Source organism: Telluria sp. ZT3P26 (genome assembly GCF_059686035.1).
Map to the genome: position 1 here is coordinate 315,401 of NZ_JCASII010000002.1, position 21,308 is coordinate 336,708.

Consider the following 21,308-nt stretch of genomic DNA (forward strand, 5'->3'; position numbering starts at 1 on the left):
TCTGGTGTTGTTCGAGGTGCACAGGATACGACAGAACCCGCACCCGACACAGGATTTCTTGGCAAATCTGCCTGCTCAGGCCTTGGCGGCAGCGGGCTGCCGGCGCAGCAATCCTTCCCCGGCGAACAGTGCCAGCGCGCTCCAGATCAGCACGAAGCCAACCAGGCGATCGGCACTGAATGCCTCCTTGAACAGCCACACCCCGAGCAAAAATTGCAGCGTCGGCGACAGGTATTGCAGCAGGCCCAGGATCGACAGTGGAATCTTGCGCGCACCCGTGGCAAACAGCAGCAGCGGAATCGCCGTGAGCGGGCCGGCCATGATCAGCAGCCAGCGCGTGCTGTCCGACGCCGTATTGATGAACACGTTCTGGCCCTGCACCGTCAGCCAGATCACGTAGCCGGCGGCCAGCGGAAACAGCACGATGGTCTCGAACGACAATCCCTCGAGCGGTCCCAGCGCGGCTGTCTTGCGCAGCAGGCCATAGCCGCCGAACGACAGCGCCAGGAACAGCGCGATCCACGGCACCGTGCCGGCCTGCCAGGTCAGCCAGGCCACGCCCAGCGCCGCCACGCCAATGGCGGCCCACTGCAGCGGGCGCATGCGTTCCTTCAGGATCAGGTAACCCAGCACGATATTGACCAGGGGATTGATGAAGTAGCCGAGGCTGGCCTCGATCACATGGTGGTTCATCACCGACCAGATATACACGAGCCAATTGGCGCTGAGCAGCAGGGCCGATAGCACGAAGCTGAAGAACACGCGCGGCTGGCGCACCACCTGCAGCCACTTCCAGTCGCGCCGCAGCAGCAGCAGGATCAGCAGGAAGGCCAGCGACCACAGCATGCGGTGTGCCAGGATCTGCAACGGCGGCACCTCGCCCAAAGCGTGGAAATAAATGGGGAACAGGCCCCAGCAGAAGAAGGCCAGGGCCGCGTAAATGATGCCGGAACGCATGGGGAGGAGGGGCGAGGTTGCAGGGCGGACATTATCACTGAATAAGAAGCACGCTGCTGGTGCGCCCCCTGTTTTACACAGGTGTATGATGCACAACCGAATCTTCTTGTAATTCCAACCACTTCATTTTATGGTGCGCCGCACCACTACAACAGCGATGGTGACTCTTGACCTCAGATAACAAGAAAAGCAGCCTGGCCGCCCTGACCCTGGCGGCGGTGGGCATCGTCTATGGCGACATCGGCACGAGCCCGCTGTACACGCTGCGCGCGGTGTTCGACGAGGACCATGGCCTGCCGCTCAATACGCCGAATATCCTCGGCATCATTTCGCTGATTTTCTGGGCGCTGACCATCATCGTCTCGCTCAAGTACGTGATCCTGGTGCTGCGCGCGCACAATCGCGGCGAGGGCGGCATCATGGCCCTGATGGCGCTGGCCACCAGTTCGATCCCGCGTACGTCCAAATGGAGTTTCCCGCTGCTGGCCATCGGCGTCATCGGCGCCACGATGTTCTATGGCGACAGCGTGATCACGCCAGCGATTTCCGTGCTCGGCGCCATCGAGGGGATCGAGGTCGCGGCACCGGGCATGTCGCAATACGTCGTGCCGCTGGCGGTGGTGGTGCTCGTGGCGCTGTACAGCGTGCAGCGCCATGGCACGGCCGGCATCGGCCGCTTCTTCGGCCCCGTGATGGCGGTCTGGTTCCTGGTGCTGGCCGCGATGGGCATCTTCAATATCATCGAAGCCCCGGTGATCCTGAACGCGCTCAATCCGTGGCATGCGCTGCACTTCATGCTGGCAAATAAGATGCTCGCGTTCATCGCGCTGGGCGCAGTGGTGCTGGCCATCACCGGCGCCGAGGCGCTGTATGCCGACATGGGCCACTTCGGCGCCAAGCCGATCCGCTGGGCCTGGTTCCTGATCGCGTATCCGGCGCTGACCCTGAATTATCTTGGCCAGGGCGGCCTGTTGATCATGCAGCCGGCTGCGGTGGAAAACCCGTTCTATTACCAGCTCGGCGCGTGGAGCGTGATTCCGCTGGTGATCCTGTCGACGATGGCGGCCGTGATCGCCTCGCAGGCAACAATCTCGGGCACCTATTCGATGACCAAGCAAGCCATTGCGCTGGGCCTGCTGCCGCGCATGCGCATCATGCACACGTCCGAAAGCGAGATCGGCCAGATCTATATCCCGGCAGTCAACTGGCTGCAACTGGTGGTGGTGCTGATCGCCGTGATCGGCTTCGGCTCATCCGACGAACTGGCCGGCGCCTACGGCATTGCGGTCACCGCTACGATGATGGCCACGACGATCCTGACGTTCTTCGTCACGCGCTACCGCTGGCACTTGCCGCTGTGGATGTGCTTGCTGGCGACGGGCTTCTTCCTGACGATCGACATCATGCTGTTCGCCGCCACGACGACCAAGCTGTTCCACGGCGGCTGGTTCCCGCTGCTGATGGGCGCTGTGCTGCTGACCCTGATGCTGACCTGGAAACGGGGCCGCGAGCTGGTATTCGCAAACCTGCAAAAGCACGCGATCCCGCTGGAAGCGTTCATGGAGTCGCTGTTCGTGGCGCCGCCGACGCGCGTGCCGGGCACAGCCATCTTCCTGCGCGGCGAGAGCGATGGCGTGCCCCATGCGATGCTGCACAACCTGTCGCACAACAAGGTGCTGCATGAGCGCGTCGTGTTCCTGACGGTGCACATGCGCGAAGAGCCATGGGTGCCGGCAGAAGAACAGATCGTCATCAATGACCTGGGCCATAACTGCTACCAGCTCAATATCCATTACGGCTTCAAGGACGAGGCCGATATTCCGGACATCCTGCAGCGTTGCACCGCACTGGGCCTGGAATTCGAAATGATGGAAACGTCGTTCTTCATCGCGCGCCAGACCGTGATCTCGGCGCCGGGCGGCGGCATGGCGCCATGGCGCGAGCACCTGTACGTGGCAATGTCGCGCAACGCCCGCAGCGCGGCCGACTATTACCAGATCCGGACCAACCGCGTGATCGAGCTGGGTACGCAGATCGAGATTTGATGTTCAGGAATTTGCTTGACTACAATTCTTAGACAAAGTCCGTACAGTTTCATGTGACTGATTCGATAAGGTACGAGCGTTGGTCATACCCAATTGCTCGTACCTGTTTCGTCTCCCTTTTTCAGTCAAGGATGTCCCATGATGAAGTTCCCCCTGATCGCCGCCTTTGTCGCCATGCTCGCCCTGAGCGCCTGTGGCGGCGGCAGCGATGATTCGCCTTCCCAGCCGACCGTGAGCAGCCCTGCTGCGCTGACCAGGACCGACAACGTCGTCGGCACCGGCGCCGAAGCCGTCACCGGCAAGCGCGTCACCGTTGCCTATACGCTGTGGTTGTACAACTCGACGGCGACCGATTTCAAGGGGACGCGCCAGGAATCCAACGAATTTGCGTTCACCGTGGGCAGCCGCGACACGATCACCGGCTTCGACCAGGGCATAACCGGCATGAAGGTGGGCGGCAAGCGCACGATCCTGATTCCATCGGCACTGGCCTACGGCTCTACCGGCCGCGGACCGATTCCGCCGAATGCGGGCCTCGTGTTTGAAGTGACGCTCAACAAGGTCGAGTAAGCCACGCATGTGTTGAACGCGTGGTTTGTCGACTGGCCGGGCCCGGGTCGTCGTCTGTGTGGCGTCCAGGCCCGATGCGGCGCGCACGGCTGATCCGGCGCACGGGGCCACGCCTGGCCATCGGCGATGCTCGGGACTTTGTGGTCGCGAGCCCGCCATGCCGCCTTTCCTGCCGATCCTCGGCGCCTTGCCGTTTCTTGTCCTGACCTTGCCCGGCGCTGCCATGCCCGCACCGGCCCTGGTGGCGCCCGCCTGTGTCGTTGCCACCTCCAGGCCGATGGCGGAGCATGAACCCCCCGCCTGGCTGCTGCTGGCCGGCGCCGTCATCCTGCTCGGCGCCGGCCGTCTGGCGGCATCCTGACTGGCGTGTGGCGTCAGCGCAGCATGTCGATGTGCATGATGCCGTCTTCGTCGTACGGCGCCGACACCGTCTCGAAGCCGAAGCTCGCGTAGAAGCGCTCCAGGTATTGCTGGGCGCCGATGCGGATGCGGTGGCCCGGGTGCAGCGCTTCGGCATGCGCGATGCCCTGGTCGAGCAGCGCGCGGCCGGCGCCGCTGCCGCGTGCGGCCGGCGTGGTGATGACGCGGCCGATGGACATCTCGTCGTACTTCGCGCCCGGCGCCAGCACGCGCAGGTAGGCGGCCAGCTGGCGCTTGCCGTCGACGTCGCGCCAGCCGAGCAGGTGGTGCGCCTCGAGGTCGTAGCCGTCGATGTCCGGGTACAGGCAGGTCTGCTCCAGGATGAAGACGTTCTGGCGCGCGGCCAGCACGTCATACAGGTCGAACGGGGTCAGGTCGGCGAAGCGGGAGAATTGCCAGTCGATGGTGCTCGGGGAGGTCATGGGCAGATACGGTTGGATGAAAAAATGGGGCGGAAGCGCGCTAGTCGGCCGCGGTCTCGAAGCCTTCGAGCACGTTGACGGTATGGATGCCCAGCTCCGGGCTCATGGCGCCGCCTTCGAAAATGAACACGGTCGGTAAACCCAGATGCGCGATGCGCTCGCCGATGCGCAGGAAGTCGCCGCCCTGCAGGTTGAAGCGCGGGTCGTCGCCATGCGCGAAGGTATCGACGCCCAGCGAGACCACGAGCGCCTGCGGGCGCGTCATCGCGATCTTCACGCACGCGGTTTCCAGCGCCGCAAACCAGGTGGCGCTGCTGCTGCCCGGTGCGAGCGGCAGGTTCATCGTGTAGCCGACACCTGCGCCGCTGCCGGTTTCGTCGGCGTGGCCCAGGTAGAACGGGTACGCGACACGCGGATCGGCGTGGATCGAGATGAACAGCACGTCGCTGCGGCCATAGAAGATGCTCTGGGTGCCGTTGCCGTGGTGGTAGTCGAGGTCGAGGATGGCGACGCGGTCGCGCCCGTCGTCCAGCAGATGCTGGGCGGCCAGCGCCGCATTATTCAGAAAGCACGTACCGCCGAAGAAATCGCTGCCGGCGTGGTGGCCGGGCGGGCGCGTCAGCGCAAAGGTGCCGCGCTCGCCGCGCTGCAATGCGTGGGCCGCATTGACGGCGCAGTCGGCGCCGGTCTTGGCCGCAACCCAGGTGCCGGCGGTCAGCGGCGTGCCGCAGTCCATCGAGTACAGGCCAAGGCGGGCGCAGAAGTTCCCGGGTTCGATGTCGCTGCGCAGCGTGCGCACCGGCCACACGGCTGGAAGCGCATCCTTGCCGGCGTTGGCCGGATCGAGTGCGAGCCACTCGCTCCAGGCGGTGCGCAGGAAGTGCAGGTAGCGCGGGCTGTGCACGCGCTCGAGCGTCATCAGGGGCACGCCGTGCGGCGTGACGATGGCGCCCAGGCCGCGCCGCTCGCACTCCGCCAGCACCATCGCCACCCGCCCGGGTTTGTCCGAACACGGCGCCAGCTCACCGCACCCGGTGTCGGCGCGACCGTCATGCTGGGCATGGTGTTCGTTATAAAACGTGAGCAAGTGGTCCTCGTGCGTTCAGGCAGGTGAGGCGGGGGCTGCAGCCTCAGTTATCGCAGCACAGCGTACTGCTGTTGTACGCCGCAACGAAGGCGTCGAAGCTGCCGGTATCGGTTTGCTCGATGATCATCTGGTCGGCGATCGAAACCGCGGCCATCTCGTCGAACAGCGCCTCTTCGGCCGGCATCAGCGGGCTGTCGCGGAACGTCGCCGCGTGCAGCGTGCTTTGCTGCAGACCGAACGCCGCCGCCGAACCCAGCGCGCGGATTTCGTCCAGCACGCGTGCCGATGGCGTCAGCGCCGGATCCTCGATCTTGGCTTTCTGGCGGCCCAGCGACGCAGCGTGCACGTCGCCTTCGTTGTGACCGTCGTCGAGCAGCGCCGCCACGGGCCGGATGCGCTCGATCAGCTCGAGCGCCCAGGTGGTGAGTGGTACTTCGAGGCCGTCGCGCGTGAGCGTCAGACCCGGCCGGCGGCCTTCCTTGACCGTGCGCGCGAAATTACGGGCGTGCATGGCGCTGTCATGCTCGCTGATCAGCGGGCTTTCCTCGAGCGCGCAGAACAGCAGGAACGCGTCCAGGAAACGGCCCGTCTCGAGCGAGATCCCGACCGGCTCGTACGGATCGACGTCCATGCAGCGCACTTCGATGTACTGCACGCCGCGGTTGCACAGGGCCTGCACCGGACGCTCGCCGGTGCGGATCACGCGCTTGGGGCGGATGGTCGAGTAGTACTCGTTCTCGATCTGCAGCACGTTGGTCGACAGCTGGATCCACTCGCCATCCTTCTTGGTGCCCAGTTCCTGGTACGGCGGATACGGGCGATTGACCGCGTCCATCAGGCTGGTGACGTAGCTTTCCAGGCTGTTCTCGTGCGGGCGCAGGCCCGACTGCGCATCGTTCTGGTAACCGAGGTCGCTCATGCGCAGGCTGGTCGCGTACGGCAGGTACAGCGTGTCATCGGACAGCGTCTCGAGCGCGTGCGGACGGCCGCGCAGGAAGCTCGTGGTGAGCGCCGGCGTGGCGCCGAACAGGTACATCAGCAGCCACGAATAGCGGCGGAAGTTGCGCACCATCGCGATATAGCTCTCGGACTGGAAATCGCGCAGCGCGTGACGGCGCTCTTCGACGATGCCTTCGTCCTGGGCAAACACCTGCCACAGCTTTTCCGGCAGCGAGTAGTTGTAGTGAATGCCCGCGATGCACTGCATCGCCTTGCCATAGCGCAGCGCCAGGCCGCGCCGGTACACGTGCTTGAGCTGGCCGATATTCGAGGTGCCGTAGTAGGCGATCTCGATCTCTTCTTCGGGCGGCAATTCGCCCGGCATCGACACGCCCCACAGCATTTCGTCGCCCAGCTTGCTGTAGGCCTGGCGATGGATCGCATCAAGGCGGTGCAGAGCCAGCGAGATATCGTGCTCGACCGGGGTGATGAATTCCATCAGCGCCTCGGCGTAGTCGGTGGTGATGCTGGGGTGCGTCAGTGCCGAACCGAGGGCAGGGGGATGCGGGGTGCGCGCGAGCTTGCCGGCGGCATCCACGCGCAGTGTTTCGCGCTCGATGCCGCGCAGGCCCTGGCCCAGCAAGGCGCGGTGTTCGTCGTCGCCCAGCAGGGCCAGACGGCGGTTGAATTGGTTCGACACGGTGTTTCCTTTCTTATACTGCCTGTTTCGGTTGGTGCAGAGATTAACCGAAAATCGGACTCCACGTTCGGGCGCTCCTCATTCGCGCCAGGGCGGTGCCCGGTACGACGGGACGGCGGGCGGCGCGGCCGGTCTGGCGGGCGGCACGAAATCAGGCGCCGGGCTGGGTTCGAGCCCTGGCGGGACTTCGCCATCGAACGTGAAGTCGAATTCGAACACCGGTTCAAGCACCGGGACAACCGATTCGAATTCGGCATTGAACGTGTCGTCCGGCGCTGTTTCCAGCATCGGTGCCGACACTGGCGTGTCCGGCGCAGCGATCCAGCGGTCGACCTGGCGTTCCAGTTCCCTCAAGGGCAGCGCGCCGTTGCCCAGCACCGCGTCGTGGAAACGCCGCGCGTCGAACCGCGCGCCCAGCGCCGCGCGTGCCTTGTTGCGCAGCGCCAGGATGCGCAACTGGCCGATCTTGTAGCTCAGTGCCTGCGCCGGGCGGGCGATGTAGCGATCGACCTCGGCCTCGTTGTCCGCCGGTGGATTGGCCGTGTTCGCGGCCAGGAAATCAATCGCCTGCTGGCGCGACCAGCCCAGCGTGTGGATGCCGGTATCGACCACCAGCCGCGCGGCGCGGAACATCTCTTCGTTCAGGTGCCCGAACAGCGAGAACGGGTCCTTGAACAGGCCGAGCTCCGGCCCCAGGCCTTCGGCGTAGGTCGCCCAGCCTTCGCCGAACGCGTCGTACCAGCCGTAACGGCGAAATGCCGGCAACGCCAGTTCCTGCGCGCGCGCCACCTGCAGATGGTGGCCGGGCACCGCTTCGTGCAGCGTGATGGTGTCGACCTGCCACATCGGCCGCGCGTCCAGCCGCACATTGTCGACCACCAGCGCGGCGCTGCGCTGCGCGCTGCCGGCTTCGTAATAGGCGGCTGGCTGACCGCTGCTGCCTGGGCCCATCGGCTTGACGACGATGCCGGCCGCCGGCACGCTCGTGACCACGCGGCCAAGGCGTGCCTGGGCCAGTGCCAGCGTGCGCCGGTAGCGGTCCAGCAGGGCGTTCGGATCGGTGAAGTACAGGCGCCGGTCACTCCGCGCGAACACGATGAATTCTGCAAAGCCGCCGCGAAAACCGGTGCGCGGAATCACGGCCTCGATCGCAGCGCGCAGGCGCCCGACTTCCTGCACACCCAGCGCATGCACCTGGGCCGGCGTGAGCGTCGTGCTGGTGCTCGTGCGTACCAGCTGGGCATACCAGTCGGCGCCGCCGGCTTGCTGGCTGGCGCCAATCGTCGCGCGCGCGCCCGGCAGATAGTCTTCGCGCAGGAACGTTTCGAGCGTGCGCAGGCTGGGCGCGACGGTATTGGCCAGCGCGGCCGCGCCGGCGGCGCGCAAAGCGTCGCGCGTTTCGGGTGCAATCGATGCGGGGATCCGCTTGAACGGCGCGCCCAGCGGGCCATCCTGCAGGCCTTCGCGCAGCACGCGCAACGCGTCCGGTACCGGCGCCAGCGCCGCCTTCGGCGTGGTCCAGCCGGCCTGCCTGCCTGCGCGCAGCTGCTCGATCAGCCCATCGACGTGGGCCGGCAGCGTTTGCAGGCGCGCCAGGTAGGTCTGGTAATCGGCCTCGCTCATGAACGGCATCTGCGCCACGAGACGCGGCAGTTGCACGTGCAGGCCGTCGTACGCGGTGATCGGTTGCGGATCGAACGGCATCAAGGCAGCGCCGGCCAGCACGCGCTGCTTGTCGGCGCTGAACAGGTCGAGGGACAACTGGTCCTGGCCCGACAGTGCAGTGCGGTCGATCGCGCGCGCCGCGGCCAGCATGGCGCGCTCGTGCTCGATCGCCTGCGCGCGCGCAGCCAGCGAGGTGTCGGTGAGATATGCGTTGTAGCGGTGCTCGCCCAAGGCCGTGGCGCGTTCGGGCGCGCGGCGCAGTTGCCATTGCCAGTCGCGCTCGAACAGCTGGGCGGCCTGCGTTGCCGGTGTCTCGGTTGTGCTGGCCGGCGGCATCACCACGGGAACAGGGATGGGAGGAACAGCGGGCGCGGCCGCAGCAGCGCAGACAGGCGGCACGAGCAAAGCAAGTGAGGCAAACAGGATGCGCATGCGGGCTCCGTTGACGGGACTGGTCATTTTAACAAGTCCATCTGCGGGCGGGCGCGCCTTACGCGCCGCGCCGGCCACCGCTGACGCGTTCGATGCCGGCCAGGTCGCGCCAGCTCTGCACGTCGCCGTACCCGCGCGCGGTCAGCAGCGCGCGCACCGCGTCGGCCTGGTCGTAGCCATGTTCGAGCAGGAGCCAGCCGCCGGCCGTCAGGTGCGCGCCGGCACCGTCGACAATCTGGCGCAGGTCGGACAGGCCGTCGGCGTGGTCGGTCAGCGCGTCCACCGGTTCGAAGCGCAGATCGCCTTCGCTCAGGTGCGCGTCGCCGGCCACGATGTACGGGGGATTCGAGGCGATCAGGTCGAAACGCGCATCACCCAATCCGGCGAACCAGTCACTGCGCACGAAGTGCACGCGCGCGCCGTTGGCAGCGGCGTTCATGCGCGCGATGGCAAGGGCCTCGTCGCTGACGTCGAGGGCGGTAACGGCCAGGTCGGGCCGGGTGTGGGCGGCGGCCACTGCAATGGCACCACTGCCGGTGCCCATGTCGAGCAGGCGCTGCTGCGGCGCCAGGCGCTCGAGGGCGAGTTCGACCAGCAGTTCGGTATCGGGCCGCGGAATCAGAACGGCCGGCGTGACCTTGAACGGCAGCCCGAAGAATTCGCGTTCACCGACGATGTAGGCGATCGGTTCGCCGGCCAGGCGGCGTTCGACGAGGCCATTGAGCAGCGTGGCTTCGGCGCTGCTCAGGACGCGTTCGGACTGCGTGATCAGCGCCACGCGCGGCAGGCTCAGTGCATGGCACAGCAGGATGCGATTTTCCAGCGCATCGAGTGGCAGCGCCAGGCGCGCCTGGGCCAGGGTGACGCCAGCCTCGATCATGCGTTGGTGCGGCGCAGCTGGCGCATCAGCACCCAGCCCAGCAGCACGGTGAGGATCACGAACCAGACGGCCGACCATTGCGGGATCGCCAGGCCCAGCACCTTGTCGGTCGCGCCTTCGCACAGGCCATCGGCGCGGAACAGCCACGGCAGGTATTCGGCTGTCGGGATCTTGTTGAGCATGGTTTCCATCGGATCGATGCCGCACGAGAAACCGGGGTTGGCGATCACGTACAGGTGCTTGCCGACCGTGATCAGGCCACCGACGGCAGCCACCAGTCCAACCACGACGCTGCCGCTGATCTTGCCGCTGAACGCGCCGACAAGAGCCGCCAGGCCGATGCCCAGGAAGAAATACCGCTGGATCACGCACAGCGGGCATGGCCGCATTTCCAGGCTGTGCTGCAGATACAGCGCAAAGCCCACCAGCGCAAAGCTGATGAAGGAGATGATGAACAGGGCCTGGCGGTTGGTAGGTTGCATGATGGGTGGTTTTCTCGGCGTGGGAGCACGGTTGCTGCCATTAATCCGTCAGCGGATGAACGTCGTTCCCGTGCAGGCGGGAACCCTAGTATGCGTGCCTGGCCACTGCGTATGTTCCCAGTGGCGGCTTAACCGACTTGGGTTCCCGCCTTCGCGGGAACGACGTGCCGGGGCTGACCATGGAATGGCGTGGGCACGGTAGCGGCCATTTTCTCATAAACCTGATGGACCGCCGCCAGCCATTTTCAATCTGGCAACTTAAAGCGGCCTTAGTCGCCCAGCGCCGCCAGTTGCTCGGCCTGATGCTCCGACGCCAGCGCATTGGTCAGGTCGCTCAGGTCGCCATCCATGATGAAATCGAGCTTGTACAGCGTCAGGTTGATGCGGTGGTCGGTCAGCCGCCCTTGCGGGAAGTTGTAGGTGCGAATGCGTTCGCTGCGGTCGCCCGAACCGATCAGGCTCTTGCGCGTGGCCGCTTCCTTCGATTGCTGCTCGCGCAGCTGGGCGTCCTTCAGGCGCGCGGCCAGCACCTTCATCGCCTGCGCCTTGTTCTTGTGCTGGCTACGGTCGTCCTGGCATTCCACCACCAGGCCGGTCGGCAGGTGGGTGATGCGCACGGCCGAATCGGTCTTGTTGATGTGCTGCCCGCCGGCGCCCGACGCGCGATAGGTATCGATGCGCAGGTCGGCCGGGTTGATGTCGATGTCTTCGACTTCGTCGGCCTCGGGCATCACCGCCACCGTGCAGGCCGACGTGTGGATGCGGCCCTGCGTTTCGGTGGCCGGCACGCGCTGCACGCGGTGGCCACCCGACTCGAATTTCAGCTTCGAATAGGCGCCGTTGCCGACGATGCGCACGATCACCTCGCGGTAGCCGCCCAGGTCCGAGGTCGATTCGGACACCATCTCCACCTGCCAGCGATTGCGCTCGGCAAAACGCGTGTACATGCGCAGCAGGTCGCCCGCGAACAGCGCCGATTCGTCGCCGCCGGTGCCGGCGCGGATCTCAAGAAAAATATTGCGCTCGTCGTTGGCGTCCTTCGGCAGCAGCATCTTTTGCAGCTCCTGTTCGAGTTCGGCCATGCGCACCTTGGCCGCTTCGATTTCTTCCTGTGCGAAGTCCTTCATTTCCGGGTCCTGCAGCAGTTCCTGCGCTTCGGCGGTATTGGCCAGCGCGCTTTCGTACTGGCGGTACACGGCCACCAGCGGCGAGAGCTCGGCGTGCTCGCGCGTCATCTTGCGGTAGCTGTCCATATTGGCGGTGACGCCTTCGGTCATCAGCAGTTCATCAAGCTCGACCAGGCGGTTGGCAAGTTGGTCCAGCTTGGAGAGCATGGAAGGTTTCATGGGCGGTATCAGGGATATGAGGAATCGGGCAGGCCGCGGATTGCAGCCGGGTTACAGCAGAGAGGCGCCAGGCACGGCGCGGGCGGGCAGGCCGCCGCAGAACAGGTGCGCTAACGGCGACCGCGAAACAGCTGCGGCAGCAGGCTGGCCAGGCGCGCGCGTTCGTCGCCCTGGGCATGGTGCAAAGCCTGTTGCGGGCCGTGCAGGAACTTGGCGGTCAGGCCGCGGGACAAGGCTTCGAGCACGGCGTCGGCATCGTCGCCGCGTGCCAGCATGCGCCGCGCACGTTCGAGTTCGGCCAGGCGCAGCACCTCGCTCGACTCGTGCAGGTCGCGGATCACCGGCACCACGGCGCGGTCGCCCACCCAGTGCATGAACGATTCGACGCGCGTCTCGATGATGGCTTCGGCCTGGCGCACGGCGGCCTGGCGGCTTTCCATGCCAGTTTGTACGACCTGCGCCAGGTCGTCGACCGTGTACAGGAACACGTCGTCCAGGCGCGCGACTTCGGGTTCGATATCGCGCGGCACGGCCAGATCGACCATGAACATCGGGCGATGACGGCGTGCCTTGACGGCCCGCTCGACCATGCCCAGGCCGATCAGCGGCAGCGTCGAGGCGGTGCACGAGATCACGATGTCGAACCCGTGCAGGCAGTCGGGCAGCTCGGCCAGGCCGACCGCGCGGCCGTTGTAGCGGCTGGCGAGCAGCGCGCCGCGCTCCATGCTGCGGTTGGCGATGGTGACCGATTTCGGGTTCTGCGCCGAGAAGTGCGCGGCGCACAGTTCGATCATTTCGCCGGCCCCGATGAACAGCACGTGCTGGTCGGCGATGCGGTCGAAGATCCGGTGCGCCAGGCGCACGGCGGCGGCGGCCATCGACACGCTGTGGGCGCCGATCTCAGTACTCGAACGCACTTCCTTGGCCACGGCGAAGGTGCGCTGGAACATCTGGTGCAGATAGGTGCCCAGGCCGCCCGCTTCGTCGGCGGTGCGCACGGCATCCTTCATCTGGCCCAGGATCTGCGGCTCGCCCAGCACCATCGAATCAAGCCCCGAGGCGACGCGAAACGCGTGGCGCACGGCGTCGTCCTGCGGCAGCAGATAGAGGTGGGGACGCAGCTCGGCGTAGTTCAGCGCGTGGTAATGGGCCAGGAATTGCGCCGACGCGTCGAGCGGGTCGGGCAGGCTGGTGGCCGCATACAGTTCGCTGCGGTTGCAGGTCGACAGGATCGCCGCTTCTTCGTTGCCCGTGGAACCATTGCGCGCGAACCAGCCGCGCGCCGACTGCACCGCCGTGCCGATCTGGTCGGGGGCGAGCGCCAGCTGCTCGCGCAGCGAGACCGGTGCGGTCGTGTGGTTCAGGCCAACGGCGAGGAGTTGCATTCTGGGGCGGGTAGAGGGTGAATGACTGCGGTCATTATACCCTCATGCCGGAAGGGCTTCAGGCGCGGGGTCAGGCGCCCAGTTTTTCCAGGCGGTAACCGTAACTGTAGACGGGCACCAGGCGGAACCCGTTTTCGGGGCGCAGATGCAGTTTATTGCGCACCCGCGACACGTGCGTGTCCATCGTGCGCGACGGCACGTCGTTGTCGCGCACCCAGACCGATTCGTGGATGTAGGCGCGCGACAGGGGACGACCGATATTCCGGAAGAACAGCAGCGCCAGCGAAAATTCCTTCTGCGTGACGTCGATGACGGCGCCATCCCTGAGCAGGCGGCCCGGGCGGGTCTCGAAGGTGTACGGGCCGAACTGCAGCTGCTCGGCACTGTTTTGCGATGGGTAGGCGCGGCGCAGCAGGGCCGATACGCGCGAGACCAGTTCGCCGCGGCGCAGTGGCTTGATCAGGTAGTCGTCGGCGCCGGCATTGACGCCGGCGATGATGTCGTCTTCCGCGTTATTGCCCACCAAGAACATCGTCGGTGCATGCGAGGCCAGCTTTTCCTTGGCACGGCGCAGCACTTCGGCGCCATCCATGTCGGGCACGTTCCAATCCATGACCAGCATGTCGGCGCTGTCCTTGCGCAGTTGCGCGAGCAGGTCGCGGGCGCTGTCGAACGATTGACAGTTATGACCGGAAGCACTGAGCACTTGGCAAATCAGGTCGGCCTGCGGGCGGTCTTGCTCCAGAACAGCGATCTTCATGATAGGACGAATGTGAAAGTTTGCACTGTAGGAAGACTCCTACAAAGTTAAAAACGAATATATCAGACTTTTACAAAATAGTGCTAAGAGTAAATATCGTTTTTTCGCGTATTGTTGCAACTGTTGTGTTAAAGGGACCACGGTTCCATGTTCGCCATAGGCGTACACTGGATTTCAGATGAAATTCAACTAACGAAAAGGATGCGACTATGTTGTTTCGACGCAAAGATGTGACTGTTCCTGAAGACCGCGTGCCCGTCAGTGGCCCGGAAGTCGAGGCCACGCGCCTGCGTTGTCTCGCTCTGGTCAAGAAACGCGCCGCTATGTCGGCTGCAGTGGCAGCGGTACCGATCCCAGGTCTGGACCTTTTGGCCGATATTACCGGTTTTGCGGCCCTGGTCGATGAAGTCAACGCCGAATTCGGCCTGACCCAGAAGCAGATCGAGCGCCTGAATCCGCGCCTGCGCATCATCGCTTATAAAGCGGCGGCGTCGGTCGGCGGCATGCTGGTCGGCAAGCTGGTTACGCGTGGCGTGGTGCTGCGCCTGTTCCAGCGCGTGGCGGGCCGGGTGGCTGTCAAGTCGAGTGCGAAAATGGTGCCGATCGCCGGCCAGATCGCATCGGCCGCGATTGGCTACACGCTGTTCAAGCGGATGGGTACGCAGCACGTTGAAGCCTGCGTGGCCGTGGCGCGCGAGCTGGAAAACGCTGGCATCGACCACAATGTGGCCGAGGACGACGATGCGGTGGGCGCGACCAGCGGCACGGCTAAGGCGCCGCTGCTGGTGATGTAAGGCTGGCCGGACGCGTCAACAACCACCCAAAACAAAGCCCGCACGAAGCGGGCTTTGTCGATCACGGGGGCGCACGTTTAATTATCCGGCAGCACCACGTTCACATCCAGCACTTCCAGGTTGCCCTGGCGGTCGAGCGACACCTTGATGTCGTCCGGATTGACCTTGACGTACTTCGAGATCACCGCGATCAGCTCCTGGTGCAGGGCCGGCAGGAAGTCCGGACCGGCACGGTTGGTGCGTTCGCGCGCGATGATGATCTGCAGGCGTTCCTTGGCAGCTGTCGCGCTCTTCTTTTTTTCGGGGAAGAGAAAGGATAGCAGTGCCATCTCACTTGGCTCCGAAGATGCGCTGGAACAGTCCCGGCTTTTCATAGCTGGTAAAGCGCAGCGGGCGTTCTTCGCCCAGGAAGCGTGCGACCACGTCTTCATAGGCTTCGGCCACGTCGGTTCCTTTGAAGTGGATCGCCGGGTTGCCCTGGTTCGATGCGTGCAGCACGGATTCGGATTCCGGAATGATGCCGATCAGCGGAATGCGCAGGATTTCCTGCACATCCTGGTAGGACAGCATTTCGTCGGCGTCGACGCGCTTTGGCGAATAGCGGGTGATCAGGAGGTGTTCCTTGACCGGCTCCGAGCCGCTCTGGGCGCGGCGCGATTTGGCCTGCAGGATGCCCAGGATGCGGTCCGAGTCGCGCACCGACGAGACTTCCGGGTTCGTCACGACGATCGCTTCGTCGGCGAAGGTCAGCGCCATCAGCGCGCCGTGCTCGATACCGGCCGGCGAATCGCAGATGATGAATTCGAATTCCATCTTGACGAGGTCGTTGATCACGCGCTCGACGCCTTCTTCGGACAGGGCGTCCTTGTCGCGCGTCTGCGATGCCGGCAGGATGAACAGGTTGTCGCAGTGCTTGTCCTTGATCAGCGCCTGGTTCAGGGTCGCTTCGCCGTTGACGACGTTGATCAGGTCATACACCACACGGCGTTCGCAACCCATGATCAGGTCGAGATTGCGCAGGCCGACGTCGAAGTCGATGACCGCGGTCTTGTGGCCACGCAGGGCCAGCCCGGAGGCGAAGCTGGCGCTCGAGGTCGTCTTGCCAACACCGCCCTTGCCGGACGTCACAACAATAATTCGTGCCACAAATAAATCCTTTACAGTATCTGTTCAATTCGAAAGATCAGGCACGCGACGGCGCCGCGAGGGACTGGATATCGATCCGGTCGCCGACAAGCCGGATCTGCGTCGGCTGACGCGCCAGGTCGGTCGGGAAGCCTTCGTCGAACGTGCGGTAGACGCCGGCGATCGAGACCAGCTCGGGCTGCATCGACAGCGCGAAGATCCGCGCATCGGCATTGCCTGAGGCGCCGGCCAGCGCGCGGCCATTGAGTGGCGCATACACATGGATGCTGCCATCGGCGATCAGTTCGGCGCCATTGTTGACCACGGCAGTAACGATCAGGTCAGTGCCGCGCGCATAAATGCGCTGGCCGGCGCGCACCGGGGTGTCGATCACCATCGGCACCAGCGCGGGCGTGCCCGGCTGGCTCGCCGCCGGGGCCGGGACCGGTTCAGGAACGGGCGCGGCTGGTGCGGGTGCCGCCTCAGGTGCCGGCGCGGCGGCCGCATGCACGACGAGCGGGGGCGGCGTGGCGTGGCCGCCGGCGTGCACGCCGCCCGAGCCATCGTCCAGCGCCAGGCCCTGGGCCCGGATCGCATCGATCATCAACGGGCTGGCGCCGCGTACGGCCACGGCGTTGAGACGATATTTCTTGAGCAGTGCCACGATGGCGGCCCAGTCGATTGTCCAGGCGCTCGAGGTGAAGGCGCTCACGTCGATCACCGCAAACTCGTCCTCGAAAAAGTCCGACACGCCGCCCGTCATCGAGGCCAGGGCGGAATCGATGGCCTCGAGGTCTGCCGAGTGCAGGATCGTCGAAATGGCGACGACCGTGGAAATCTTGATCTCGATGGGAAGCGTGGTCTTGGGCATAAAACAGAGTGGTTGGCATTGCGCTTGTGCATTCTACTGTGAAAATTGTAGAAAAGGACAGAAGCGCACGCATCATTCCTAGTGGCAATTGAACGTGCCCTGTATTGGGAATTAAAGTTCTGTTCTACATCAAACCCCGGTGCTTGCGACCTTGTTTTCGATGAATAAACTGCTAAGATTGCCAGTGCTTAAAGATCAGCATGGGTTCCTCAACCCCCGATCCCGCTGCTGGTTTTTTTGGCAGTCCGGTTGGTCGGGGCTTCACCATTCCCATGCGCATGGGCACCGCATCCGATAACGCTGTGCCCCGTCCCAGGGAAGTCCTGAATAATGCCGGCCCAGGCCGGTTGAACGGAGAATGAAATGGAAGACGTCGTCATCGTGGCCGCTGGCCGCACCGCTGTTGGTAAATTCGGCGGCACGCTCGCCAAGATCCCTGCCGCCGAACTCGGCGCACAAGTCATCAAGCACCTGCTGGACAAGACCGGCATCGATCCGGCCGCTGTCAGCGAAGTCATCATGGGGCAGGTGCTCACCGCCGGCGTCGGCCAGAATCCGGCGCGCCAGGCCCTGATCAAGGCCGGCCTGCCCGAAATGGTGCCCGGCTACACCATCAACAAGGTCTGCGGCAGCGGCCTCAAGGCCACCCACCTGGCCACCCAGGCGATCCGCTGCGGCGACGCCGACATCGTCATCGCCGGCGGGCAAGAAAACATGAGCGCCTCGCCGCACGTGCTGTCCGGTTCGCGCGACGGCTTCCGCATGGGCGACGCCAAGCTGGTCGACACCATGATCAATGACGGCCTGTGGGATGCCTTCAACGGCTACCACATGGGCGTGACGGCGGAAAACGTCGCCCGCAAGTACGAGATTTCTCGCGCCGAGCAGGATGAATTCGCGCTGCAGTCGCAGCTCAAGGCCGAGGCAGCACAAAAAGAAGGCCGCTTCAAGGACGAGATCATCCCGATCGAGATCGTCTCCAAAAAAGGCACCACGGTCTTCGACACCGACGAATATCCGAAGCAGGGCAGCACCATCGAAGCACTGGCCAGCCTGCGGCCCGCCTTCAATAAAGAAGGCAGCGTCACCGCCGGTAATGCGTCGGGCCTGAACGACGGCGCCGCTGCCGTGATCATGATGAGCGCGTCGAAAGCCCGCGAACTGGGCTTGACCCCGCTGGCACGCATCAAGGCCTACTCGTCGTCCGGGCTGGACCCGGCGGTCATGGGCATGGGCCCGGTGTCGGCCTCGAAGCTGTGCCTGAAAAAAGCCGGCTGGACCCACGAAGACCTCGACCTCATGGAAATCAACGAAGCCTTTGCTGCCCAGGCCGTTGCCGTGAACAAGGAAATGGGCTGGGACACGTCCAAGATCAACGTCAATGGCGGCGCCATTGCGCTGGGCCACCCGATCGGCGCCTCCGGTGCCCGCGTGCTGGTCACGTTGCTGCACGAAATGATCCGTCGTGACGCCAAGAAGGGCCTCGCCAGTCTGTGCATCGGCGGCGGCATGGGCGTGGCGCTGGCGATCGAGCGCGACTGACGCTTCAGTTTCCAACGCGGTGACGTGCGGGGCGGCCAGGACGGGCGCCGGTACCGTCACCGGTTTCGACGTAGCAACCAACAATAAAACTGGAGAAGACAATGGCTAGAGTAGCGTTAGTAACCGGCGGCATGGGCGGCCTGGGCGAAGCGGTGTGCATCAAGCTGGCGGCCCTGGGATACCAGGTCGTCACCACTTTTTCGCCAGGCAATACGAAGGTCGAGGGCTGGCTCGGCGCCATGCGCGAGCAGGGTTTCGATTTCAAGGCCTATGCCTGCGACGTTTCCGACTACGATGCAGCGCAGGAATGCGTGCGCCAGGTGATTGCCGACGTCGGCCCGGTCGATGTGCTGGTCAATAACGCCGGCATCACGCGCGACATGACGTTCAAGAAAATGGACAAGGTCAACTGGGACGCGGTCATCAAGACCAATCTCGACTCCGTTTTCAACATGACCAAGCCGGTCTGCGATGGCATGGTCGAGCGGGGCTGGGGCCGGATCATCAACATCTCGTCGGTCAACGGCCAGAAGGGCGCGTTCGGCCAGACCAACTACTCGGCGGCCAAGGCCGGCATGCACGGCTTCACCAAGGCACTGGCGCTTGAAGTCGCGCGCAAGGGCGTCACCGTCAACACCATTTCGCCAGGCTATATCGGCACCAAGATGGTGATGGACATCCCGAGCGAAGTGCTGGAAACCAAAATCATCCCGCAAATCCCGATGGGCCGCCTGGGCAAGCCAGAAGAAGTCGCCGGCCTGGTGGCGTATCTGTCGTCGGATGAAGCGGCGTTCGTCACGGGCGCGAATATCGCGATCAATGGCGGCCAGCACATGTCTTGATCACGCTGGATAGCGTTATAAAGCCGTGGCGACACGGCTTTTTTCTTTTGGGGGCCACCTGAATCGATCATTGCCACGCGTGATTGCGCACTGCGACTGGAGCATTCATCCCGGCAAGCGCTGGATGGCGGTGGCGCTGCGCGATGCCGATCGCACTGGCTGGCAGATCGGCCTGCCCGAGCCGGTTGGCGCGACCGACACGTTCCTCGATCAGCTGGCGGCGCGTTCAAAGGCGCCCGGCCCGGTGCTGGTGGGCGTGGATTTTCCGATCGGTGTGCCGGTGGCGTACGGCGCGGCAACCGGATTGGCGAATTTTGCCGAGCTGCTGGCCAGCGTCGGCAGCGGCGCCTGGGAGCGCTGGTTCGACGTTTGCGATGACCGCGCCGACATCGGCATCCACCGCCCGTTCTATCCGGCCCGGCCCGGTGGCCGGTTGCGCGAGCACTTGCTGACGGGCCTGGGCCACGACAGCGCGGCCGACCTGCTGCGTGCCTGCGAGCACAAGACCGGTCAGCGACCCGCCGCGTGCAGCCTGTTCTGGACACTGGGCGGCAACCAGGTCGGCAAGGCGGCGCTGGCCGGCTGGCGCGAGGTGTTGCAGCCGCAGGGTGCGCGCATCGCGCTGTGGCCGTTCGACGGGCCGCTGCACGACTTGCTCAGTGGCGCGCGCACGATCATGGCCGAAACCTATCCGGGCGACACCTACCACCGGCTCGGCATCGGTCGCCGGCCCGTGTGGAGCAAGCGCAGCCAGGCCGGGCGCGCCTCCGTCGCCCCCCCGTTGCTCGACTGGCTGGCGCGGCGGGGGCATGCGCAGGCCCCGGGCCTTGAAGCCTTGATCCGCGACGGCTTCGGCGCGCACGCCAGCGGCGAAGACCAGTTCGATGCACTGATCGGCCTGTGCGGCATGCTCGACGTGGTCGACGGCCACCGCGCCGAAGGCCCGCCGCTTGACGCACAGGTGCAGCAATGGGAAGGCTGGGTGCTGGGCCAGGCGGCGTGACCACGCCGTCTGCTTCTGCATCGCATGCCCGTACGTTACAATCGATTTTCCGATTCACTGCCCGTCAGAGCCCCCATGTCAGTCACGCCGCCGTCGCTGTTCCCGCCGATCCAGCCGCTTCGCACCGGGGCACTGGCGGTCGACGAACTGCACACGATCTACTGGGAAGAAGTCGGCAATCCCGATGGCATCCCGGTGCTGTTCCTGCACGGCGGCCCGGGCGCCGGGCTGTCGCCGCAGCACCGCCGCTTCTTCGATCCCGCCGCCTACCGCGTGATCCTGTTCGACCAGCGTGGCGCCGGCAAATCGACGCCACTGGGCGAGTGGCGCAACAACACCACGCAGCTGCTGATCGACGACATCGAACGCCTGCGCGCGCTGTTCGGCATCAAGCAGTGGCTCGTGTTCGGCGGTTCGTGGGGCTCGACGCTGGCGCTGGCCTACGGGCAGGCGCATCCGGAGCGCTGCCTGGGTTTCGTGCTGCGCGGGATCTTCCTGTGCACACGCGCCGAAGTCGACTGGTTCATCAACGACATGCGCTGGTTCTATCCCGAGCTGTACGACGAATTCGTCGCACCGATCCCGCTTGAAGAACGCGCTGACCTGCTGGGCGCCTACGCGCGCCGCCTGCTGTGCCACGACCCCGATGTGTTCTGGCCGGCCGCGCGTGCCTGGAGCCGCTTTGAAGGCCGCCGTGTCTTCCTGCTGCCGCAGCCTGAAGAAGCGGCCAGCGACACGCTCGACCTGGGCGTGGGCCGCCTTGAAGCGCACTACATGGTCAATGGCGCGTTCCTGGACGAAGACCAGCTGGTGCGCGACGTGGGCCGCATCGCGCATCTGCCGGCCGTGATCGTGCAGGGCCGCTACGACGTGATCTGCCCGCCGCTGTCGGCCTGGCGCCTGCACCAGGCCTGGCCCGGTTCGACCTTGCAGATGATTCCCGACGCCGGCCACGGCGCGCTTGAAACGGGCATCGCGCGCGCCCTGGTCACGGCCACCGAACAGTTCAAGCGCCACCGGCGCTTCGAATGAGCGGCGGCT

21 protein-coding genes are annotated in these 21,308 nt (G+C 65.0%); 8 read left to right on the plus strand and 13 right to left on the minus strand.

The annotated features are described in order from the left end of the window. Positions 1-75: 75 nt before the first annotated feature. Positions 76-957, minus strand: a complete 882-nt coding sequence (rarD, locus tag AC56LN_RS09270; protein ID WP_499571151.1) for an EamA family transporter RarD — start codon at positions 955-957, stop codon at positions 76-78. Positions 958-1,124: 167 nt separating this feature from the next. Between rarD and AC56LN_RS09275 the strand changes: the two genes are divergently transcribed. The 3 genes from AC56LN_RS09275 (at position 1,125) to AC56LN_RS09285 (ending at position 3,933) form a co-directional block, all read left to right on the plus strand. Beyond that, positions 1,125-3,002 (plus strand): potassium transporter Kup, encoded by a 1,878-nt coding sequence (locus tag AC56LN_RS09275; protein WP_499571153.1) that lies wholly within the window; start codon positions 1,125-1,127, stop codon positions 3,000-3,002. A 138-nt stretch (positions 3,003-3,140) separates the two neighbouring features. Next, positions 3,141-3,572 (plus strand): FKBP-type peptidyl-prolyl cis-trans isomerase, encoded by a 432-nt coding sequence (locus AC56LN_RS09280; protein ID WP_499571154.1) that lies wholly within the window; start codon positions 3,141-3,143, stop codon positions 3,570-3,572. A gap of 157 nt (positions 3,573-3,729) precedes the next feature. Further along, on the plus strand, positions 3,730-3,933 hold the full coding sequence (locus AC56LN_RS09285) for a hypothetical protein (protein WP_499571156.1): 204 nt from the start codon (positions 3,730-3,732) through the stop codon (positions 3,931-3,933). A gap of 13 nt (positions 3,934-3,946) precedes the next feature. On the opposite strand, the gene AC56LN_RS09290 is transcribed toward AC56LN_RS09285, so the two are convergent. From AC56LN_RS09290 to AC56LN_RS09330, 9 genes are all read right to left on the minus strand, one after another. Then, positions 3,947-4,414 carry a GNAT family N-acetyltransferase gene (locus AC56LN_RS09290; protein ID WP_499571158.1) on the minus strand — a complete coding sequence of 156 codons (468 nt, stop codon included), beginning with the start codon at positions 4,412-4,414 and terminating at the stop codon, positions 3,947-3,949. 40 nt (positions 4,415-4,454) lie between these two features. Further along, complete coding sequence (locus tag AC56LN_RS09295) at positions 4,455-5,501, minus strand: histone deacetylase family protein (protein WP_499571160.1); 1,047 nt, start codon at positions 5,499-5,501, stop codon at positions 4,455-4,457. A 43-nt stretch (positions 5,502-5,544) separates the two neighbouring features. After that, positions 5,545-7,140: a glutamate--cysteine ligase gene (gshA, locus tag AC56LN_RS09300; protein WP_499571162.1), complete on the minus strand. Its 1,596-nt coding sequence runs from the start codon at positions 7,138-7,140 to the stop codon at positions 5,545-5,547. Between the two features lie 78 nt (positions 7,141-7,218). Continuing rightward, positions 7,219-9,237, minus strand: coding sequence for a DUF885 domain-containing protein (locus AC56LN_RS09305; RefSeq protein WP_499571163.1), 2,019 nt, complete (start codon positions 9,235-9,237; stop codon positions 7,219-7,221). 58 nt (positions 9,238-9,295) lie between these two features. Beyond that, the gene (gene prmC / locus AC56LN_RS09310; protein ID WP_499571165.1) at positions 9,296-10,117 is read right to left on the minus strand and encodes a peptide chain release factor N(5)-glutamine methyltransferase; all 822 of its coding nucleotides are present in this window, start codon (positions 10,115-10,117) and stop codon (positions 9,296-9,298) included. Further along, on the minus strand, positions 10,114-10,599 hold the full coding sequence (locus AC56LN_RS09315; protein ID WP_332531806.1) for a disulfide bond formation protein B: 486 nt from the start codon (positions 10,597-10,599) through the stop codon (positions 10,114-10,116). The genes prmC and AC56LN_RS09315 overlap by 4 nt, the downstream gene beginning before the upstream one ends. Positions 10,600-10,868: 269 nt before the next feature. After that, complete coding sequence (gene prfA / locus AC56LN_RS09320) at positions 10,869-11,945, minus strand: peptide chain release factor 1 (protein ID WP_482896780.1); 1,077 nt, start codon at positions 11,943-11,945, stop codon at positions 10,869-10,871. Between the two features lie 110 nt (positions 11,946-12,055). Continuing rightward, the gene (hemA, locus tag AC56LN_RS09325) at positions 12,056-13,330 is read right to left on the minus strand and encodes a glutamyl-tRNA reductase (RefSeq protein WP_499500282.1); all 1,275 of its coding nucleotides are present in this window, start codon (positions 13,328-13,330) and stop codon (positions 12,056-12,058) included. 70 nt (positions 13,331-13,400) lie between these two features. Continuing rightward, the gene (locus AC56LN_RS09330; protein ID WP_499571168.1) at positions 13,401-14,090 is read right to left on the minus strand and encodes a response regulator transcription factor; all 690 of its coding nucleotides are present in this window, start codon (positions 14,088-14,090) and stop codon (positions 13,401-13,403) included. A 209-nt stretch (positions 14,091-14,299) separates the two neighbouring features. Between AC56LN_RS09330 and AC56LN_RS09335 the strand changes: the two genes are divergently transcribed. Continuing rightward, positions 14,300-14,884 (plus strand): hypothetical protein, encoded by a 585-nt coding sequence (locus AC56LN_RS09335; protein ID WP_499571169.1) that lies wholly within the window; start codon positions 14,300-14,302, stop codon positions 14,882-14,884. 77 nt (positions 14,885-14,961) lie between these two features. Here the strand turns inward: AC56LN_RS09335 and minE are convergent, their stop codons facing one another. Genes minE through minC form a run of 3 tightly spaced genes read right to left on the minus strand, consistent with a single transcriptional unit; the run spans position 14,962 to position 16,880 of the window. Next, positions 14,962-15,213, minus strand: coding sequence for a cell division topological specificity factor MinE (minE, locus tag AC56LN_RS09340; RefSeq protein ID WP_183554769.1), 252 nt, complete (start codon positions 15,211-15,213; stop codon positions 14,962-14,964). Position 15,214: 1 nt separating this feature from the next. Further along, positions 15,215-16,030, minus strand: a complete 816-nt coding sequence (minD, locus tag AC56LN_RS09345; RefSeq protein WP_343025743.1) for a septum site-determining protein MinD — start codon at positions 16,028-16,030, stop codon at positions 15,215-15,217. Between the two features lie 37 nt (positions 16,031-16,067). Further along, a complete protein-coding gene (minC, locus tag AC56LN_RS09350; protein ID WP_499571171.1) occupies positions 16,068-16,880 on the minus strand; it encodes a septum site-determining protein MinC in 813 nt (270 codons plus the stop codon). 363 nt (positions 16,881-17,243) lie between these two features. Between minC and AC56LN_RS09355 the strand changes: the two genes are divergently transcribed. The 4 genes from AC56LN_RS09355 (at position 17,244) to pip (ending at position 21,299) form a co-directional block, all read left to right on the plus strand. After that, complete coding sequence (locus AC56LN_RS09355; RefSeq protein ID WP_499571173.1) at positions 17,244-18,422, plus strand: acetyl-CoA C-acetyltransferase; 1,179 nt, start codon at positions 17,244-17,246, stop codon at positions 18,420-18,422. A gap of 101 nt (positions 18,423-18,523) precedes the next feature. Then, a complete protein-coding gene (gene phbB / locus AC56LN_RS09360) occupies positions 18,524-19,264 on the plus strand; it encodes an acetoacetyl-CoA reductase (RefSeq protein WP_258836962.1) in 741 nt (246 codons plus the stop codon). A gap of 70 nt (positions 19,265-19,334) precedes the next feature. Beyond that, complete coding sequence (locus AC56LN_RS09365) at positions 19,335-20,267, plus strand: hypothetical protein (protein ID WP_499571175.1); 933 nt, start codon at positions 19,335-19,337, stop codon at positions 20,265-20,267. 75 nt (positions 20,268-20,342) lie between these two features. Then, positions 20,343-21,299, plus strand: a complete 957-nt coding sequence (gene pip, locus AC56LN_RS09370; protein WP_499571177.1) for a prolyl aminopeptidase — start codon at positions 20,343-20,345, stop codon at positions 21,297-21,299. Positions 21,300-21,308: the final 9 nt, after the last annotated feature.

Excerpts from the sequence above, each read along its gene's own strand:
- rarD (WP_499571151.1), bottom strand. The coding sequence starts at position 957 with ATGCGTTCCGGCATCATTTACGCGGCCCTGGCCTTCTTCTGCTGGGGC.
- AC56LN_RS09280 (WP_499571154.1), top strand. The coding sequence starts at position 3,141 with ATGATGAAGTTCCCCCTGATCGCCGCCTTTGTCGCCATGCTCGCCCTG.
- AC56LN_RS09285 (WP_499571156.1), top strand. The coding sequence starts at position 3,730 with ATGCCGCCTTTCCTGCCGATCCTCGGCGCCTTGCCGTTTCTTGTCCTG.
- AC56LN_RS09290 (WP_499571158.1), bottom strand. The coding sequence starts at position 4,414 with ATGACCTCCCCGAGCACCATCGACTGGCAATTCTCCCGCTTCGCCGAC.
- AC56LN_RS09305 (WP_499571163.1), bottom strand. The coding sequence starts at position 9,237 with ATGCGCATCCTGTTTGCCTCACTTGCTTTGCTCGTGCCGCCTGTCTGC.
- prmC (WP_499571165.1), bottom strand. The coding sequence starts at position 10,117 with ATGATCGAGGCTGGCGTCACCCTGGCCCAGGCGCGCCTGGCGCTGCCA.
- AC56LN_RS09315 (WP_332531806.1), bottom strand. The coding sequence starts at position 10,599 with ATGCAACCTACCAACCGCCAGGCCCTGTTCATCATCTCCTTCATCAGC.
- prfA (WP_482896780.1), bottom strand. The coding sequence starts at position 11,945 with ATGAAACCTTCCATGCTCTCCAAGCTGGACCAACTTGCCAACCGCCTG.
- hemA (WP_499500282.1), bottom strand. The coding sequence starts at position 13,330 with ATGCAACTCCTCGCCGTTGGCCTGAACCACACGACCGCACCGGTCTCG.
- AC56LN_RS09330 (WP_499571168.1), bottom strand. The coding sequence starts at position 14,090 with ATGAAGATCGCTGTTCTGGAGCAAGACCGCCCGCAGGCCGACCTGATT.
- AC56LN_RS09335 (WP_499571169.1), top strand. The coding sequence starts at position 14,300 with ATGTTGTTTCGACGCAAAGATGTGACTGTTCCTGAAGACCGCGTGCCC.
- minE (WP_183554769.1), bottom strand. The coding sequence starts at position 15,213 with ATGGCACTGCTATCCTTTCTCTTCCCCGAAAAAAAGAAGAGCGCGACA.
- minC (WP_499571171.1), bottom strand. The coding sequence starts at position 16,880 with ATGCCCAAGACCACGCTTCCCATCGAGATCAAGATTTCCACGGTCGTC.
- AC56LN_RS09355 (WP_499571173.1), top strand. The coding sequence starts at position 17,244 with ATGGAAGACGTCGTCATCGTGGCCGCTGGCCGCACCGCTGTTGGTAAA.
- phbB (WP_258836962.1), top strand. The coding sequence starts at position 18,524 with ATGGCTAGAGTAGCGTTAGTAACCGGCGGCATGGGCGGCCTGGGCGAA.
- pip (WP_499571177.1), top strand. The coding sequence starts at position 20,343 with ATGTCAGTCACGCCGCCGTCGCTGTTCCCGCCGATCCAGCCGCTTCGC.